This window comes from Candidatus Tisiphia endosymbiont of Nemotelus uliginosus (assembly GCF_964264755.1).
GTDB lineage: Bacteria > Pseudomonadota > Alphaproteobacteria > Rickettsiales > Rickettsiaceae > Tisiphia.
In genome coordinates this window covers 862,244-878,938 of sequence record NZ_OZ183481.1, presented here as the reverse complement: position 1 = coordinate 878,938, position 16,695 = coordinate 862,244, and the positions used below count along the sequence as shown (strand labels likewise).

The window sequence follows — 16,695 nt, the reverse complement described above, 5'->3', positions numbered from 1 at the left end:
TAAGGTCTCCTCGCAATGACGGTTTTTCAATTATTGTTTTCTTAAACCGATGCCTATGCGTGTAGGCGGGAATTTATAATATCTCAAGGATTTTTAAATTATGAAAAATATTTTTTATACAAAATTTTGGCGTAAATATTATCCCATAATTTTATGTTTTGCTTTAATGTTTTTTCATTTTTTATCAGCCTATCCTGGTGGAATGACGGTTGATAGCTTTTCTCAATATGAACAAAGTATTAGTGGAAATTATTTTTCTCATCATCCACCTTTAATGTCAATGATATGGTCGTTACTCAATCATATCTATCAAGGACCACAGATAATGCTATTATGGCATTTAGTATTGTTGTGGGGTGGGGTATTATTGCTTTTTTATGCTGATCGACAAAATAAATATAGATATCTTTATTTTGTAATACCATTTCTTCCAAATATATTAGCTCAATCCGGGGTAATTTGGAAAGATATAGGGTTTGGCTTAGGTAGTTTTTTTGTAATAGCTAGTTGTATTTTTTATAGCTATCATCAAAAACGACCATCTTATTTGGCAGCTATTGGATTGTTATTAGTTATTTTTTATGTTGTTGGTGTTAAATTTCAAGCACAATTTATTGCCCCAATTTTAATTTTGTTTGTATTATCAGTTTCTCTTAAAGCTAACTGGTTTATTAGGATAATAGTAACTATTATTCTTTCTTTAGTAATAATAGAGGGGAATAATTATCTTGCTAAGCATTTTTCTACTGATAGTCATGCAAAACAATTACGCCAACTATTTGACATAGCAGGGGTGATTGTTGCAATAGATAATGATGATTTACTACCAGATTATGTCAAAGAAGATAAAAATTTATATAGTTTTGAAAAGCTTAAATCCCTCTATACACCGACTTTAGTTAATGCTTTAGTTTTTGGTGATGATCGAATTTATAATTCAACATCAGACCCTATAAAGCTACAAGAGCTGGAATCTAGTTATGTAAAAGCTGTAACCCATTATCCACTAGCTTTTCTTAAACATCGTATAAAGAATTTCATCTTATTAATGAAGAGTGCAGAGTATTATAGTGACGATTTATTTATTGATCCTAATGAAGCTGAAAAATATGGCATTTATCTTAAAAAAAATCATGTAAAAGACCTAGTGATAGTCTACTTAAAAGCATTTCCAAGGCTAATAACTAAGAACTTTATTAGTTTTATACTAATATTTGTGTATTTAGCAGCTATTTTAACAAATAAACAATCTAATAATCCTGAGAAGGCTATTTTAACTTATATTGTTGCTATAGGTCTTGTCTTTTCGGTAGTATTACTTTTTGCTACTATGGCATGTGATTACCGTTACTACTATGTCATAAGAGTGTTAACATTATTTAGCCTGCCAATTTATCTGAAATTTAGATATTGCAAAAGAGAAATGTCATGTATAGCTAGCTAGGAGACTGCCTGCGATATAGTCAATTGATGAGAAGTTGGTGACGTCGTTACTTGTCGCTCGCCTATTACTTATAGGCGTCGCTCCTAGCTCTAAATTCTCCTGAATTGACTATAACTAATTAATTATATTTTGAGTATTTTTCGGCGAAAAAATACTCAAAAATGGATTGTCATGCTCACATACTTTCGTTCACAATGACATTTAAGGGCTTAGCAATATCGGAATTTTAGTTAGCTATACAAGCGGTCTTTCAGGCTTGTACCTTATCAAAAATCATTGAAGTAGGGATATGTATCACTATATCTTTTGTTTGATTCTCCTTTTTCTTCAATTGGTGAATCTGCTCTACCTTCTTTATCAAAAGAATTCCCTGTTGGTATTAGTGACAATTTCTCAAAAATTTCCATCCATGTCAGTTTTTTATTTTGGCTTTTATCGTCCATAAATATTTCCTAAATATACTTACCTCAAATAATTATTATATATCATTAAATATATAATCTCAATCATCTTGAAAAAAATATCTTTCCTAGCTAGCCTATGCTCATTCAACGATAGATTTCTTTCCGAATATGTACTATACTTAAACCATTCGAATATTACTTTAATAAATGTGGGTTCTAACTGTGGCTATTATAGATCATCAAAACTTAATATCTGTTAACATTGAAGATGAGATGAAAGGCTCATACTTAGATTATGCAATGAGTGTAATTGTCAGTAGGGCTATTCCAGATGTACGCGATGGTCTAAAGCCAGTACATCGCAGAATCCTTTATGCAATGTATGAAGCTTCTAACTACTTTAACAAACCTCATCGTAAGTCAGCGAGAATTATTGGTGATGTAATGGGTAAATATCATCCACATGGTGATGCGGCAATTTATGACTCATTAGTAAGAATGGCACAGGATTTTTCTTTAAGATTACCACTAATTAATGGACAGGGTAATTTTGGTTCGAGAGATGGTGATGCACCTGCTGCTATGAGGTATACAGAGTCAAGACTGGCTAAAGTTACTCATACATTACTTGAAGATATTGACAAAGAAACCGTTGATTTTGCTCCAAATTATGATGGTTCTGAGAAAGAGCCTACAGTATTGCCATCAATGTTTCCAAATCTCTTGATAAATGGTACTAATGGTATTGCTGTTGGTATGGCCACCAATATTCCGCCTCATAATCTTGGAGAGATTATTGATGCTTGCTGCCTATATGTTGATAATAATGATATAGAAATATTAGAACTTATGTCAGTGGTTAAAGGTCCTGATTTTCCAACGGCTGGTATTGTGCTTGGTATAAACGGCATTAGGTCGGCTTACTTAATGGGCAGGGGGAGTATTCTAACTAGAGGGCGCGCAGAAATTGAAGAGATTGCTAATAATAGACAGGCTATTATTATTACAGAAATACCATATATGGTTAATAAAGCTAAATTAGTTGAGAAAATTGCTGAATTAGTCAAAGAAAAACGGATAGAGGGTATCAGCGATCTTAGAGATGAATCAAATAAAGATGGTATTAGAGTAGTAATTGAAATAAAGAAAGACGTGGTAACCGAAGTAGTGCTAAACCAAATATATTCTTATACTCAGTTACAAACCAGTTTTGGGGTGATTATGTTAGCTCTAAAAGACGGGCTACCAGAAGTTATGAACTTAAAAGAAGTAATAGCGGCTTTTGTTAATTTTAGAGAAATAGTAATCACTCGGAGAACGATATATTTATTAAATAAGGTTCGGGATAAAGCTCATATTTTATTGGGACTAATTATTGCCGTTAGTAACATTGATGAAGTTATTAGAATTATTAAATCTTCAAGCGATCCGGCAAGTGCTAAAGAGCAATTAATGCAAAGGACTTGGGATGCATCAACTATCATAAATTTAGTAAAACTTGTTGATGATAGAGCGGTGATAGCCGATGATGGTAACTGTTATTTTACTGAAACACAGACAAAAGCTATTCTTGAAATGCGGTTACAACGTTTAACTGCTATGGAGAAGAATAAATTAGAAAGTGATCTAGGAGAAATTGCTGAGGAAATTACAGGCTATACTGCTATTTTATCATCCCGTGAAAAGCTTTTAGAGATTTTAAAAAACGAGTTAATTAGAATTAAAGATGAATTCGCTACACCACGTCTTACTAGCATTGAATTTGGTGATTTCGATCAGGATATAGAGGATCTTATCCAAAGAGAAGAAATGGTTGTGACCGTAACATTAGGCGGTTATATTAAACGCGTACCTCTTGCTACCTATAGAGCACAGAACCGGGGAGGGAAGGGCAGGTCAGGGCTGTCAATGAGAGACGAGGATATTACTACTCAAATATTTGTTGGTAGTACTCACACACCAATGTTATTTTTCTCAAATATTGGTCAAGTATATAGCTTAAAATTATACAAATTACCGCTCGGTAATCCTCAGAGTAAGGGCAGACCAATAGTCAATATTTTACCTTTAAAAGAAGGAGAGCATATCAATAATATTATGCCATTACCTGAGAATCAGGATGAGTGGGATAGTTTGAATATTATTTTTGCTACAAGCCAAGGTAATATCAGGAGAAATGATTTATCAGACTTTAAACGTATTCAATCAAATGGTAAAATTGCTATTAGGCTTGATGATAATGACCTTTTAATAGATGTTAAAGTTTGTAAAGATGAAGATCATGTGTTACTGGCAACAAAATCTGGTAAAGCTATAAGATTCCCTGCTAGTTCAGTTAGGGTATTTAAAAGCCGCACTTCTGATGGAGTAAGAGGGATGAGACTTGCTTCAGGCGATTATGTTATCTCTATGACCATATTAAAAGGCATCTCCTGCACTATGGATGAAAGAGAAACTTACCGATCAATTCCTCTAGAGGAAAGATTGTTAATAGCTGATGGTAAAGAATTTACTCCGGAAGAATATGGGGTAAATTTAACTAAAGAACAAATTTTGGAAATGGCACTGTCTGAGGAATTTATCCTCACTGTTACGGAAAATGGTTTTGGCAAGAGAAGTTCGGCATATGAGTATAGGATTACTAATCGTGGTGGGAGAGGTGTTGTTAATATGGATGTGTCTAATAAAACAGGCTTGGTTGTTGGCGTAATGCCGGTTAATATATCTGATGAGTTGATGCTAATTACTAATAACGGCAAACTAATTAGGTGTAAACTTGAATCGGTACGTATCACTGGACGTAATACTAGCGGGGTAATATTATTTAAAACTGAGCAAGAAGAAAAAGTAGTTTCTGTTGCGTTGATTGCTGAAAGCCCTGAAACAGAAGAAGAAAATATGCAAGATGGTAGTGATGATGGAGAAGTATTGCCTGAATGAAATTATCTGATTTTGATTTTACTTTACCGAGTGAATTAATAGCCCAGAACCCAGCAAAAAAACGAGATGAGTCTAATTTATTGGTAGCTGCCCCAAATAATCACTTAGTGCAGACCAAGTTTCATGATATAATCGACTATCTATGCCCTGGTGATTTAATGGTATTTAATGACACAAAAGTTATTAACGCTAAATTGCTACTGAATAAATCTGGTAAAAAGATCGAATTATACCTAAACAAGGCAATAAGTGATAATTATTGGCATGGTTTTGCCAAGCCATCAAAAAGACTTGCCATTGAAGATCAGTTTGAGTTTGCTGGTAATAAGATTATTATAAGTAAAAAGCTTGGAATGGGACAAGTTGAGGTGGCTTTTGCTCTAGATAATATCTCAATTTTTGAGTTTTTAGAGAAATATGGTGAAATCCCGCTACCTCCTTATATCAAAAGGGGAGAAAGTTTACCAAAGGACGCTAATTTAGAGGATGATATAGGCAATTCAGAAGAATTTGACTATAATAGATATCAAACAGTTTATAGCAAGAACCATGGAGCAGTAGCCTCCCCAACTGCAGGGCTACATTTCTCCGAACAATTGTTGGCATTAGTTAAAGCAAAAAATATTGAAACTGCCTTTATTACCTTGCATGTTGGGGCAGGGACGTTCCTACCAGTTAAAACTGAAGATATTGATCAACATCAAATGCATTCAGAGTATTATCATATAGATAAAAAAACTGAAGATATGATTAATAAGGCAAAAAAAGAAAATAGACGAATAATAGCCGTCGGCACTACCACCTTACGAGCATTAGAAAGTAACGCCATAGCAAATAATGGGCAAATAACAAATGGTGGATTTGAAACAGCCATTTTTATTAGACCAGGATTTAAATTTCAAATTGTCGATATGTTAGTTACCAATTTTCATTTGCCAAAATCTACATTATTCATGTTAGTTTGTGCATTTGCTGGCTATCAGGAAATAACTAATATCTACAAATATGCTATAGATCAAAAACTGCGATTTTTTAGTTATGGTGATGCAACGCTTCTTTATCAGCACTGTCATTGTGAGGAGCCTTGAGCCTCAACCGTCATTGCGAGGAGGTTGCCAGACCGACGAAGCAATCCAGGAAAGTGATTAGAAATGGATTGCTTCGTTGACCTTACGGTCTCCTCGCAATGACGCTTGGTGATCAGGTTTTTTTATTCATCACAAAAAAATCGTGAATGCTCACATCTAAACTACAACTGTAGTAGGCAGGGGTTTATACTAGATTCCCGCCTACGCGGGAATGACAAGAGTACTCGGAATGACAAATTAATGGTAAAGATGTCATTGCGAGGAGTGCGGAAACCGCACGACGAAGCAATCCAATAAGCGTGGATTGCCACGACCTACTTGCGTGGTCTCGCAATGACAGATAACGTTATTGCTTCGTCGACCTTACGGTCTCCTCGCAATGACGGTTTCCCAATTATTGTTTTCTTAAACTGACGCTTATGAAATACTAACGGGTTAGCTATACATTACTACTTACTTAAATTTTAGTCGTTATCAATATCATTCACACACCCTAAAGCATCAGTATTTTCTTGGGACATACCCCCTATATCCACTAACTTTAAATTGTCTCCAATTATCGATATTAAGTAGTTATCTAGACTGAATAAACCTTTGCTATAAGAATTATTTTCAGGTTGGGGAGTTTTAAATACCCCAGTTAAAGAAAACAAATTATAGTTTATATACGAATTAAGTTGCATCAAAACCTTTTCTGGGTTTACATCTGGGGTGACTAGTTTTAACATCTTAGATAACAAATCTTTGTTAGATTGTTGATAAAATTTTAAAGCAGATGGATGTTTTGGGTTAGATGCAACATCAAAGCAAAATCCAATTCTCCACCAATAATCCTAGGATTATTATCCAGCATATTATAAATATGCTGGAGACCAGCCATTGTTATCTTGCAAGATATAGAAAAATTATTAATTTTCTCATGATTCTTTAGACACTCCGTAATGGTTAAAAGTTGACGATCGGTAAATTCTGGAGCATCCGACCAAACAAACCAAACACTACTAATAGTTTTATTATGGTTTAACGCCATGGCAATAGCTTCCATACCATCATCTCCTATATTAGGACAGGATAAAATTAGGCTTTCAATGCTTGTATTTTTTCCTATGCCATCTGCTAATTTTTGAAAATTCACATTATTTATATTAGAGAAGAACTCAAACTGTCTAATTACTTTGTTACTTTCTAGCGTTTTGCCAAATGCTTCTGACCCCTCATCTTTCGTAGAATATCTACCGTAATACGATAGTATAGTAACTGTTTCATTTGTTTCTAACACTTTAGCCATCTTTTCTATTTCTTCCTTTCCAATCACCTCTGCGTTATGGGGAACAATATAAAGCTTTTCATAAGAATTAGGGTTTTTTAAAAAAACCTGAACCGCTGAATCGGGTTCATTTTTTTTAGACATTTATATCCTCTTTTAATTGTTATTAAAAATCGTTTCGAACGGAAAATAAGCGATTTTTTGTAGCATGTCAATCAAAATTTGGGAATAGAATTATAATATTATGTTATAGCTTGCCAAAACTTAAATCGCATCATCATTATCAGAAACCCCTAATGCTTTCATCTCCTCTTTTTGTAAGTGCAGTGCTAATGCTTGCATCTTCTCCAAATCTAACTTTTGTGTATCAGTGCTATACTCAGGCTCTTTTGGAAGAGAAGAGAAATAAGATATTTCATCTGTTTCAATAATTTTTAAACCTTTGCTTAGTTTTACCGCATTCTTTACATCATTATGATTACCTTGCTTGTTAAAATAAATTAAGTATTTGCCTTGAGGATTTTTATAAATCTCATATGTATATAATCGCTCATCATCAGTAATTTTCAGCTCTATCAGTATGTTGGGTATAATTTTTATCCCATTACTCTTATGGTCTTTATCAATTAATCCTTTTAATAAGGCATCATTAAATTTTTTAAATAGTTGACTATCCATTTTCTCTTCCAACTTTTGATCAATCATCGCATAGAAATTTGGTTTACCTTCTACAGGATGAACATCTTGTTGATTAGAAACGTAAATATCTTTACCAGTATTCCAAGTAGCTGGCTGTTCTTTAGTAGCAGTGTCTAATGACTTTTGAAGTAAAGCTTTTTTCTGGTATTGAAAATAAGCATGTATTGACCTCGGAGTAAGATTACTAATAAACTCATTTAACTTGCCAGGATCCTTGATCAAGTCGATTGAAACAATATTATTCTCTTCTGCAGTCTCTATGATAGCAGGCTGGGCTAGGGGGGCTTGTTCCTGCTCTTTTTGAAGTTTTGCTAGTAATGAACTAAGTAGCTTTATTTTAGCTATAGTTGATGAATCTAAACTAGTTGAGTTCTTTAAATAACAAAGTGCTTTATCAAAAGCATTTTCTTCTACAGCTATATAAAAAGCAAAATCTTGAGCAGAGGATAGTAACAGAGCAGAGCTATCGCCTAAACTAGCATTATCTCTTAGAAACTGTAAGCAGGGTTCAGATTTTTCTTCCAAACCATTCTGTTTATAAAATATAAATTCTAGATATTTAAGAAGAGGGAAAGTATGATGTCCTAAAATTTCAGGATATTGTCCGTACTGCTGGTTAATAAATTCTAACCCTTTTTGCCATAACTCAGCTTCTTTACAAATTTTTAATATTTTAAATAATTTGATTGGTATAGTAAACTCTTTTGTACAAATAGTGATTTCATTGCAACACTCAATGGCTTTGTTAAATTTCTTATGTTGTAAAAAGAATTTTACCCATATTTCTTTATAAATCGTTAAATAAGCTCTTTGGTCTTTAAGTGTATTATTGGGTTAAATTACAGAAACGGGGCAAAAGCGAACTGAAAGCATAAATTTTGCTCAAAACATCTTCTTTCTATAAAAATATCGCATCATAAACCATAACAAGTCATCTGTGCATTCCCTAAGAGATATTATACCTTAGCAGCAAATAAGGCTAAGAAATCTGATCGTATAATAAGCATTATGCCGCTTTAAAATTAACCACCTCATTAAAAGAATAATCTTGATCATTTGTTGCTAATAAATTGCTAAAATCGTAAATTCCATGCAGGTTGACGTGTCTCCAGCTTAATATTGAAGCATTGGGAATATTCTCTAATAAGATTTGTCTAGTGGTGCTATCTGATCGCATAATTATTTTTGTAAGCGCTATATAATTCCATAAAATAATTATATTCTGAATAATAGTTTTACACATAGCCGATATTTCCTGATCTTCTCGATAGGCTGCAGTGATTTCTTCGCCTGCAAATGAAACAGCAGTAGCAAATTTGTTAGCTAACTCGCCTTTGTTTAGTTGTTTCTCAATGGTTTGTCGCCAAGTAATATCATCGATATATTTTAGTACAAAGATAGATTTAATAATTCTACCAAATTCTTTTAGTGCTTCTTGGAGAGGATGTTGGTTAGCATAGTTACTTAATCTTTTTAATATTACTGACGCTCGGTGTTTTCTAAGCATAATGGTTGCAACCAGTCGTAATATATCGTCCCAGTTTCTTATTATTTTATCTTCCTTGACATAATATGCAGGTCTAACAGGATAATTGTCATTAGCCAATTTAGATTTAATCTTATCAAAACTTACTAAATTTAGTGAAGTAACATCTTTTATGCGAGGTGCAAATGTTACACTGATTAGATGTGATACGGCAAAAATCATCTCGGTATAGCCGTGAGTATCTGTCGAGTGTAGGTCACTCTTAATGATTTCATTGTGCAGCAAACCGTCAATCACATAAGCCGCATCTCTTTCAGAACTGCTAAATACATCGGTGTAAAACAGGATTCCCCGTTCATCAATAAATCGATAGACATTAACACCTTTGCTATTACCGTGATATTTATATGAGTAATTGGCATTCAATGATTCTACTGATACGCATTGTTTTTGACCGTCGCTTGATGTATGTAATAGACTTTTCTCACGTTTAAATTTGCTTGGTAACCACAATTTTGTCATTATGTCTATTAAGGTTTGGTTTACCATATATAAATTTTCCAATGAGAAATACCAATTAACGGCATTGGACAAAGTGTTGTAATTAACTCCTATTGCAGTGCTTGCAAGCTTATGTAAGCCTATGTTACTACCTAAAGCAAATATTCCGGCAAAAAATATTTCATTGTTTGGTTTTGCTTTTGCCCCCTTTATTTTATGGTGTTTAAAATTGGCGGTAAAATTAGACAAGTCATTCATTTCAGCCATCATTTGTAAAATGGGTATATATTTTTCTTTACCGATAATCGTTGAAATGGAGTCATAGTCCAGTTTGTCGATAGCCGGTGTGTGTATAGAGTATGTTCCGTCCTTTTTAACAGAGACATGTTTATTTTCTTTATTGATAATTCGTTGATTAACATCGATATATTGTTTATCTAAAGAGCCACGAAGTGTTGTTAGTAAACGATCAATATTCTCGGGTAAATCAAGATTTGGTATAATAGTATGTTTATTTTTTGTCCAATAATTTTCATCAATTAAATATTCATCGATTGATAAATAGCGATAAGAGTACAAAAGACTAATTTGACCTGCCTTGATTGCGTTGGCTACCTTACAAAAAAGAATAGCTTTATATAGCGACACATTAAATTCACCATTTCTGTAAACTGCTTTATACTCATGATCTTCTAGGAATTTATCAGGAGCAGCGGTGGTAATATTCTTCTCCGACTGATAATAAATTAAGGCTGAATAAAGCACATTATTATCCTTACAAACTTCAAACTGCAGATGTTTTATAATATCAGCAACACGATTTTGTAACTTTCTAGAAAGAGTAGACAAAATATCCAATTTATCACTTTGTGCCTTCTCATTATTAAGCTGGTCCTCTAGTTTCTTAGCATCTGATATAGCATGTTTTAAGTCTGTATTAGTATTCTCCAAAGGCACAACTTGACATAGTTTCTCGACTTTTTGATCATTAGTAAGAGCATTATCGTGTAGTATTTTTCTTACCAAATCAACCGTTGATTTGGTATTATCAAAGCCTAACAAAACAGAGTAGGTCAATTTATTTTTATCGGGAATTTTTTCTTTTACTACATTGTTTAGTTTCCTGTCGGCATTATTTAACTGCTGTTGCACATTTCTTAGTAACATATCAACAAGCGTATCTTGCCAAATTTTGTAATAATGGTCAATAAATGCAACAAGATACAAATACCTCTTATTTGGCTCTACAATATCGGTGATTTGTGTTACTTTTGCTTTAACTATCCACCCAGCATAATATTTGGTCGCATCTACTGATAAATCTAGTTTTTTTATCACTGACTGCAATTCCTGAAATAATTTCTTAATTATAAGAAAATTGTGTATCCCATGTCTAATTTGCCCAGGTCTTAATGACTGATTAATGCTTTTGAGTCGAGTAAGTAATGGTCGTTGATAATATTCTCCTGTAGTACAAACAAGTTGAACAAGTGCTTCACGCTGTGTTGGTGTGATTATATCTATTATTGCTTGCAAAACTGATTTTTCAAAAACACCAAATTTTTCTGTGACAATTCTGGTAACCTTATCGTAACTTGGTATTTCAATTCGTTTGTTACGCAATTCTTCTATCAGCAAGTAGAATAATTTGCGTGGATGCATTTGTTGTGCAACTAAATTTTCTACCCTTTGTGAAAATAACGTTTCAGCACCGGTAAATTCTATATAACCACAAGTTTCAAGAATTAATAATCTGTGTTTTTGACGTGTTCTATCGATGTATCGTTTACTAAAATCTTTGGTGACACTAACACCGATAACTTTCTCAACAAATTTAATATCACCGGATTTAAATAGGCTTTGCGTGTAAAATTTACCGCTAGCTTTAAAATATCCATACTGCAATAACAAGCCAACTTTGTTATGATTTTCCTTAATGCCTTTTAACAAGCTCATTACCGTCTCATCTACTTTGAAATAGTATTTCTGATCGTCTATTGATAATATTGGTGGATTATCAAATAATCTAATCTCGTAAGACGGCAGTATCTCTATCAAACGCATCAGTCAAATTCCCCTATTCGTTCCACAGCATCACTAAGATCCGTAAAAGATGGATGACAATATAACTTGGTGCTATCTAATCGTTCGTGTCCTGCAAGTACTGCAACCTTTTCCAAATTAACTCCTGCATCCACCAAATTCTTACAAAAAGTGTGTCTGAGTTGATGCGGTGATATTATCGCAAGTTCACCTGGAAGATTCAAGCTTTTTAACATAAGCTGAATGCCGCGAGGAGACAAAGTTCCACGTTGACCAATAAATATGAAAGAATCATTACCAGCATAATCTTTATATCCCAGATCAAAAAAAGACTGCCTTGCATCTTTATTTAATGGGACTTCACGATATTTAGAACCTTTTCCGGCATTTACCAATAACTTGCCCTTACGATCACTCATTACAACATGTATCCATTTGAGATTACATAATTCACTAACTCGCAATCCTGTGTTCATTAAAACCCTCACGATAGCAATATCCCTAACTTTACCGCAACGCTCTACACAACGTAATAGCTGATTTTGCTCAATTCTACTCAACCACTTGGGTATCGGCTGTGATTGCTTAACAGTCGGTGGTAATGGAAAACGATATTTGATCTTTTTACTATCCCACCCCCATTCTAAAAAATATTTTAATGACAATAATCGACGATTTATCGTTTGCGGTCTAAAATTGGAATCAATCAAATATTGTTTATACTGACGAACATCAGTTGGAGTAATATGAAGCAAATCCATATCCGTATTATTAGCCTTTTCAAACCAAGCAGCAAACTGAATCAGATCGCTATGATAACTTACCAATGTTGCAGGTGATTTATCTGTCGATTTTTGATAAGCAATATATTGCTTAATTTGAGTAATTTTAGTCATAAATAATTATGCGATTAGATTTTGATAGGATAACCTATTACAAATAATGCTATTATACGATTAGATTTCTTAGCCTTATTTGCTGCTAAGGTATAATATCTCTTAAGGAATGTACAGATGACTTGTTATGGTTTATGATACGATATTTTTATAAAAAGAAGTTATTTCGGGCAAATTTCATGCTGCTAGTTCGCTTTTGCCCCGTTTCTGTAATTTAACCCATCATTTGGGGTTATATTTTTTTCCTGAGTACGAAATAATGCGAGTTATTGGTCGTACTACTATGCCGATTTTTTGTTTTTTTGCTGGCTATAATTTTCATACAAAACCAAAAATTAGAATTTTGGTAGTTGGAGTTCTGCTATATATTTTTACTACCATATTATTTAGGGAATTTACTGTAACTAATATACTTATCCCTATTTTTTTAGGACAATGCTATCTTTATTATTTTCGTAATAGCTTAAATAATTTTTTCTATAAAGGCTATTGTCATGTTGTTTTCCTTGGCTCTCTTTGGTTCTGTAGTTGGTTCCTTATTGATTACGGAACCTTATCTATGGCTATCATGCTACTTGGCTATATTGCTAAGCATGATCTAGGTAATCTCAGGCTTACCATTGCAATATCTATAATTTTGTCCATAATGCATACTATATCTATTTTTCAGTTTTCGTATATTTACGTATTTATAGTCATTATATTCGGGGTTCTAGGATATATATTTATGGTTGCAAGAAATTTTGAGCAGAAACTTGCTGTAAATTTACGGATTATCAGTCATAATGCTTTATATATCTACGCTATACATCTAGCAATTTTACAATTTTTATTTTTTAAACTCTACTTATAGCTCAAAATATAATTACTTTAGTAGACTTCCTGTATAAGTCAAAGAAGCCCTCGGGATTTTTAGGAGAAACGAAGCCTGCTACCTTCGTGTACATAGACGATTGTTACGGAGAGGAGGCGAGTTTCGACGACAAAATCACCGACTAGATTGACTTATGCAGGAAGGCTAGTTATTTCCAACAGCCTTCTAGCAGTAGCTTTGCTGTGATGAAGCAATCCATTCCTGGTTCATTTTTTGGATTGCTTCGTCGACCTTACGGTCTCCTCGCCAATGATGAATGGGTTAGATATAAAATAAATATTAAGCAAGGCTATCAATTAACTTAGCCATGCCTTCTTCATCTAAATCTTCAAAAAAATCATCGTTGATTTGGACAACTGGTGCATTAACACAAGCACCCAAACATTCAACTTCTGTAAGGCTAAACTTTTTATCGCTGGTTAGCTCACCGAAATTAATAGCAAGCTTATTCTTACAGATAGTAGCAATTTTATCGCTACCCCTTAGCCAACAGGGGGTAGTACCACAAATTTGTATGTGGTATCGTCCTACTGGTTGTAGATTAAACATGGTATAGAATGTTGCAACTTCATAAGCTCTGATGAAAGGTATATTTAGAAAATTTGCCACATACTCTATCGATGCTTTAGGTAACCAACCATTCATTTGCCGTTGGGCAAGGTCAAGTAACGGTAGGATCGCACTTTTCTGTCTATTTTCAGGATATTTCTTAATAATATCTTGAGTTTTTTTTAAATTTTCATCATTAAAACTGAAATTTACTGGTTCATCATTCATCGATCAATTTCTCCAAAAACAATGTCAAGACTGGCAATAATAGTTACCACATCTGCCATCAAATGGCCTCTCGACATAAAGTCTAAACCTTGCAGATGAGCAAATCCAGGGGCTTTAATACGGCATCTATAGGGTTTGTTGCTTCCATCAGAGTATAAATATACCCCAAACTCGCCTTTTGGGGCTTCAACAAATCGATATATCTCGCCTTGTGGTACGTTATATCCTTCAGTATAAAGTTTAAAATGATTAATCATTGCTTCCATCGATTCTTTCATTTGCTTTCTTGATGGTGGGGCAATTTTAGGGTCATCAGTTTTAATACTACCTTTCGGTATTTTTTCAAGACATTGTTGTATAATTTTAAGTGATTGGTACATTTCTTCAATGCGAACTAAATACCTATCATAACAATCACCATTTTTGCCAATTGGTATGTCAAAATCTAGTTCACCATATACATCGTACGGATTGGTTTTTCTAAGATCCCATGCGATACCTGAGCCTCGTAGTATTGGACCAGAAAACCCCCAATCCATAGCTTCTTTTTGGCTTACTACTCCGATATCTACTAGGCGTTGTTTCCAAATCCTATTGTCATTTAACAAGGTTTCAACATCTTGTAATTTTTTAGGAAATTGTTGAATAAAAATATGAATATCTTCTAATATATCATCTGGTAAGTCTTGGGCAACGCCACCAGGTCTAAAATAATTTGCATGCATTCTAGAACCAGATACACGCTCGTAAAATTCCATAATTTTTTCACGTTCCTCAAATAACCATAATAGAGGGGTAGTAGCCCCAACATCTAGAGCTTGGGTTGTGATATTAAGGATGTGGTTAAGGATACGGGTAAGTTCAGAAAACATCACTCGAATAAATTGAGCTCGTCTTGGAACTTCGCAGCCAAGCAATTCTTCAACTGTTAAGGCAAAGGCGTGTTCTTGGCACATTGGCGATACGTAATCTAATCGATCAAAGTATGGTATAGCTTGTAGATATGTTTTATACTCAATTAATTTTTCAGTACCACGATGCAATAAGCCAATATGCGGATCTGCTTTATTGATCACCTCACCATCCATTTCTAAGATTAATCTTAAAACTCCATGGGTAGCTGGATGTTGTGGTCCAAAATTCAGTACAACATTAGACCTCTTGCCTAACTCTACTTCTGCTGGTAATTTGGACAATGATGCGGTACTCGAATCCTCACGTACACTAGAGTACGCTGCGGTTCGAGGTGAAGCGTCTCCTTCAAATTCCTCAGCATAAGCGAGTTTTGCAAGAGGTCTATTTTTATTATTATCACTCACCTTATTTTAAACTCCGGCAATTATTGTTTCTCTGTACCTTTGAGTATATACCAAAATTTTTGTCCACTAAGTGAAAAAGTAAAAAAATTATATAATTAGTCTTACCTCTCTATCTCCTCTATGAGGGCTTGTTCACCATCGTTAAGAGTTTTTGGAGAAGAGGCTTTATGGCTTTCTTTATCCTTTCCTTCAATAGCAGGTAAGTCATAGTGAGGAGGCATTTCTAAAGTTTTATTACGCTCAACCCTGTACTCATTGGGACCAGGGGTAACTATCCCTATTGTTTCTTTTACTTTTTTACTGCACGCAGACAGCATTATTACAGTAGCAAATAACCAAAAAATTATACGCACTCAATCTCCTCTTAAATTTATATTTTTCTTAAAATCAAGCTCACGAATCCTATCTGCTTCAGCCTGTATCACAGTGTGATTATATTGAACATCTTGTTGTTGTTCAACAATTTTCTTGGTCTTATAATAATCATGCAATAAGAACATTACACCTAATGAAATAAAGCTATCAGCTAGATTAAATATTGGAAAACCAAAATCTTGATAATGAAAATAAATAAAATCAAATACTGCCCCATTAACAAAACGATCGATCAAATTACCGATAGCCCCACCAATGACAAAACTATAACCAACAAAGCCTGTCATTGTCTTACATTTTAATAAGATATACCATAAATATATTATAACAACAGAGTTAATAACTATAAACAACATATTGCTATACTGATAATAATTTCGGAACATTCCAAAACTAATACCATGATTCCAGCTATAAACTATATCTAAAAAGCTTGTTACCTTCATGGTTAGACCAATTTTGCCCCTTAGATAATTTATAAACCACCATTTTACTAATTGATCTATAATTACCAATTTAATAACTATACGACTATTCTGACGAATAATTAGTAATATTCTTTTTAATGTTAATAGTATATGC

Annotated in this window: 14 protein-coding genes; 4 read left to right on the top strand and 10 right to left on the bottom strand. The window is 33.7% G+C overall.

Annotated elements, in window-relative coordinates; translation table 11 throughout:
* Nucleotides 1–100 precede the first annotated feature (100 nt).
* On the top strand, nucleotides 101–1,444 hold the full coding sequence (locus ACFELW_RS04595; protein ID WP_375329771.1) for a hypothetical protein: 1,344 nt from the start codon (nucleotides 101–103) through the stop codon (nucleotides 1,442–1,444).
* A gap of 266 nt (nucleotides 1,445–1,710) precedes the next feature.
* Here ACFELW_RS04595 and ACFELW_RS04585 read toward each other — a convergent pair whose 3' ends face one another.
* Complete coding sequence (locus ACFELW_RS04585; RefSeq protein WP_375329770.1) at nucleotides 1,711–1,887, bottom strand: hypothetical protein; 177 nt, start codon at nucleotides 1,885–1,887, stop codon at nucleotides 1,711–1,713.
* 183 nt (nucleotides 1,888–2,070) lie between these two features.
* On the opposite strand from ACFELW_RS04585, the gene gyrA reads away from it, so the two are divergent.
* Together gyrA and queA are read left to right on the top strand one after the other, a co-directional pair.
* Nucleotides 2,071–4,788 carry a DNA topoisomerase (ATP-hydrolyzing) subunit A gene (gene gyrA / locus ACFELW_RS04580; protein ID WP_375329769.1) on the top strand — a complete coding sequence of 906 codons (2,718 nt, stop codon included), beginning with the start codon at nucleotides 2,071–2,073 and terminating at the stop codon, nucleotides 4,786–4,788.
* A complete protein-coding gene (gene queA / locus ACFELW_RS04575) occupies nucleotides 4,785–5,876 on the top strand; it encodes a tRNA preQ1(34) S-adenosylmethionine ribosyltransferase-isomerase QueA (protein ID WP_375329768.1) in 1,092 nt (363 codons plus the stop codon). Before gyrA ends, queA begins: the two co-directional genes overlap by 4 nt.
* 464 nt (nucleotides 5,877–6,340) lie before the next feature.
* On the opposite strand, the gene ACFELW_RS04570 is transcribed toward queA, so the two are convergent.
* From ACFELW_RS04570 to ACFELW_RS04550, 5 genes are all read right to left on the bottom strand, one after another.
* A complete protein-coding gene (locus ACFELW_RS04570; protein WP_375329767.1) occupies nucleotides 6,341–6,604 on the bottom strand; it encodes a hypothetical protein in 264 nt (87 codons plus the stop codon).
* A 38-nt stretch (nucleotides 6,605–6,642) separates the two neighbouring features.
* Nucleotides 6,643–7,287 carry a hypothetical protein gene (locus ACFELW_RS04565; protein WP_375329766.1) on the bottom strand — a complete coding sequence of 215 codons (645 nt, stop codon included), beginning with the start codon at nucleotides 7,285–7,287 and terminating at the stop codon, nucleotides 6,643–6,645.
* A gap of 120 nt (nucleotides 7,288–7,407) precedes the next feature.
* Nucleotides 7,408–8,367, bottom strand: a complete 960-nt coding sequence (locus tag ACFELW_RS04560; protein ID WP_375329765.1) for a hypothetical protein — start codon at nucleotides 8,365–8,367, stop codon at nucleotides 7,408–7,410.
* 481 nt (nucleotides 8,368–8,848) lie between these two features.
* Entirely contained in the window at nucleotides 8,849–11,893 is a 3,045-nt protein-coding gene (locus ACFELW_RS04555) for a Tn3 family transposase (protein ID WP_375329695.1), read from the bottom strand.
* Nucleotides 11,893–12,768, bottom strand: a complete 876-nt coding sequence (locus ACFELW_RS04550) for a tyrosine-type recombinase/integrase (protein ID WP_375329696.1) — start codon at nucleotides 12,766–12,768, stop codon at nucleotides 11,893–11,895. The genes ACFELW_RS04555 and ACFELW_RS04550 overlap by 1 nt, the downstream gene beginning before the upstream one ends.
* A gap of 226 nt (nucleotides 12,769–12,994) precedes the next feature.
* On the opposite strand from ACFELW_RS04550, the gene ACFELW_RS04545 reads away from it, so the two are divergent.
* The gene (locus ACFELW_RS04545; protein WP_375329764.1) at nucleotides 12,995–13,621 is read left to right on the top strand and encodes a hypothetical protein; all 627 of its coding nucleotides are present in this window, start codon (nucleotides 12,995–12,997) and stop codon (nucleotides 13,619–13,621) included.
* 300 nt (nucleotides 13,622–13,921) lie between these two features.
* On the opposite strand, the gene nuoE is transcribed toward ACFELW_RS04545, so the two are convergent.
* The 4 genes from nuoE to lspA all read right to left on the bottom strand — a co-directional run bounded on the left by nuoE (nucleotide 13,922) and on the right by lspA (nucleotide 16,691).
* On the bottom strand, nucleotides 13,922–14,419 hold the full coding sequence (nuoE, locus tag ACFELW_RS04540) for an NADH-quinone oxidoreductase subunit NuoE (protein WP_375329763.1): 498 nt from the start codon (nucleotides 14,417–14,419) through the stop codon (nucleotides 13,922–13,924).
* Nucleotides 14,416–15,615: an NADH dehydrogenase (quinone) subunit D gene (gene nuoD, locus ACFELW_RS04535; protein WP_410521654.1), complete on the bottom strand. Its 1,200-nt coding sequence runs from the start codon at nucleotides 15,613–15,615 to the stop codon at nucleotides 14,416–14,418. Before nuoD ends, nuoE begins: the two co-directional genes overlap by 4 nt.
* 224 nt (nucleotides 15,616–15,839) lie before the next feature.
* On the bottom strand, nucleotides 15,840–16,091 hold the full coding sequence (locus tag ACFELW_RS04530; protein WP_341758995.1) for a DUF3035 domain-containing protein: 252 nt from the start codon (nucleotides 16,089–16,091) through the stop codon (nucleotides 15,840–15,842).
* Nucleotides 16,092–16,691, bottom strand: a complete 600-nt coding sequence (gene lspA / locus ACFELW_RS04525; RefSeq protein WP_375330514.1) for a signal peptidase II — start codon at nucleotides 16,689–16,691, stop codon at nucleotides 16,092–16,094.
* Nucleotides 16,692–16,695 lie beyond the last annotated feature (4 nt).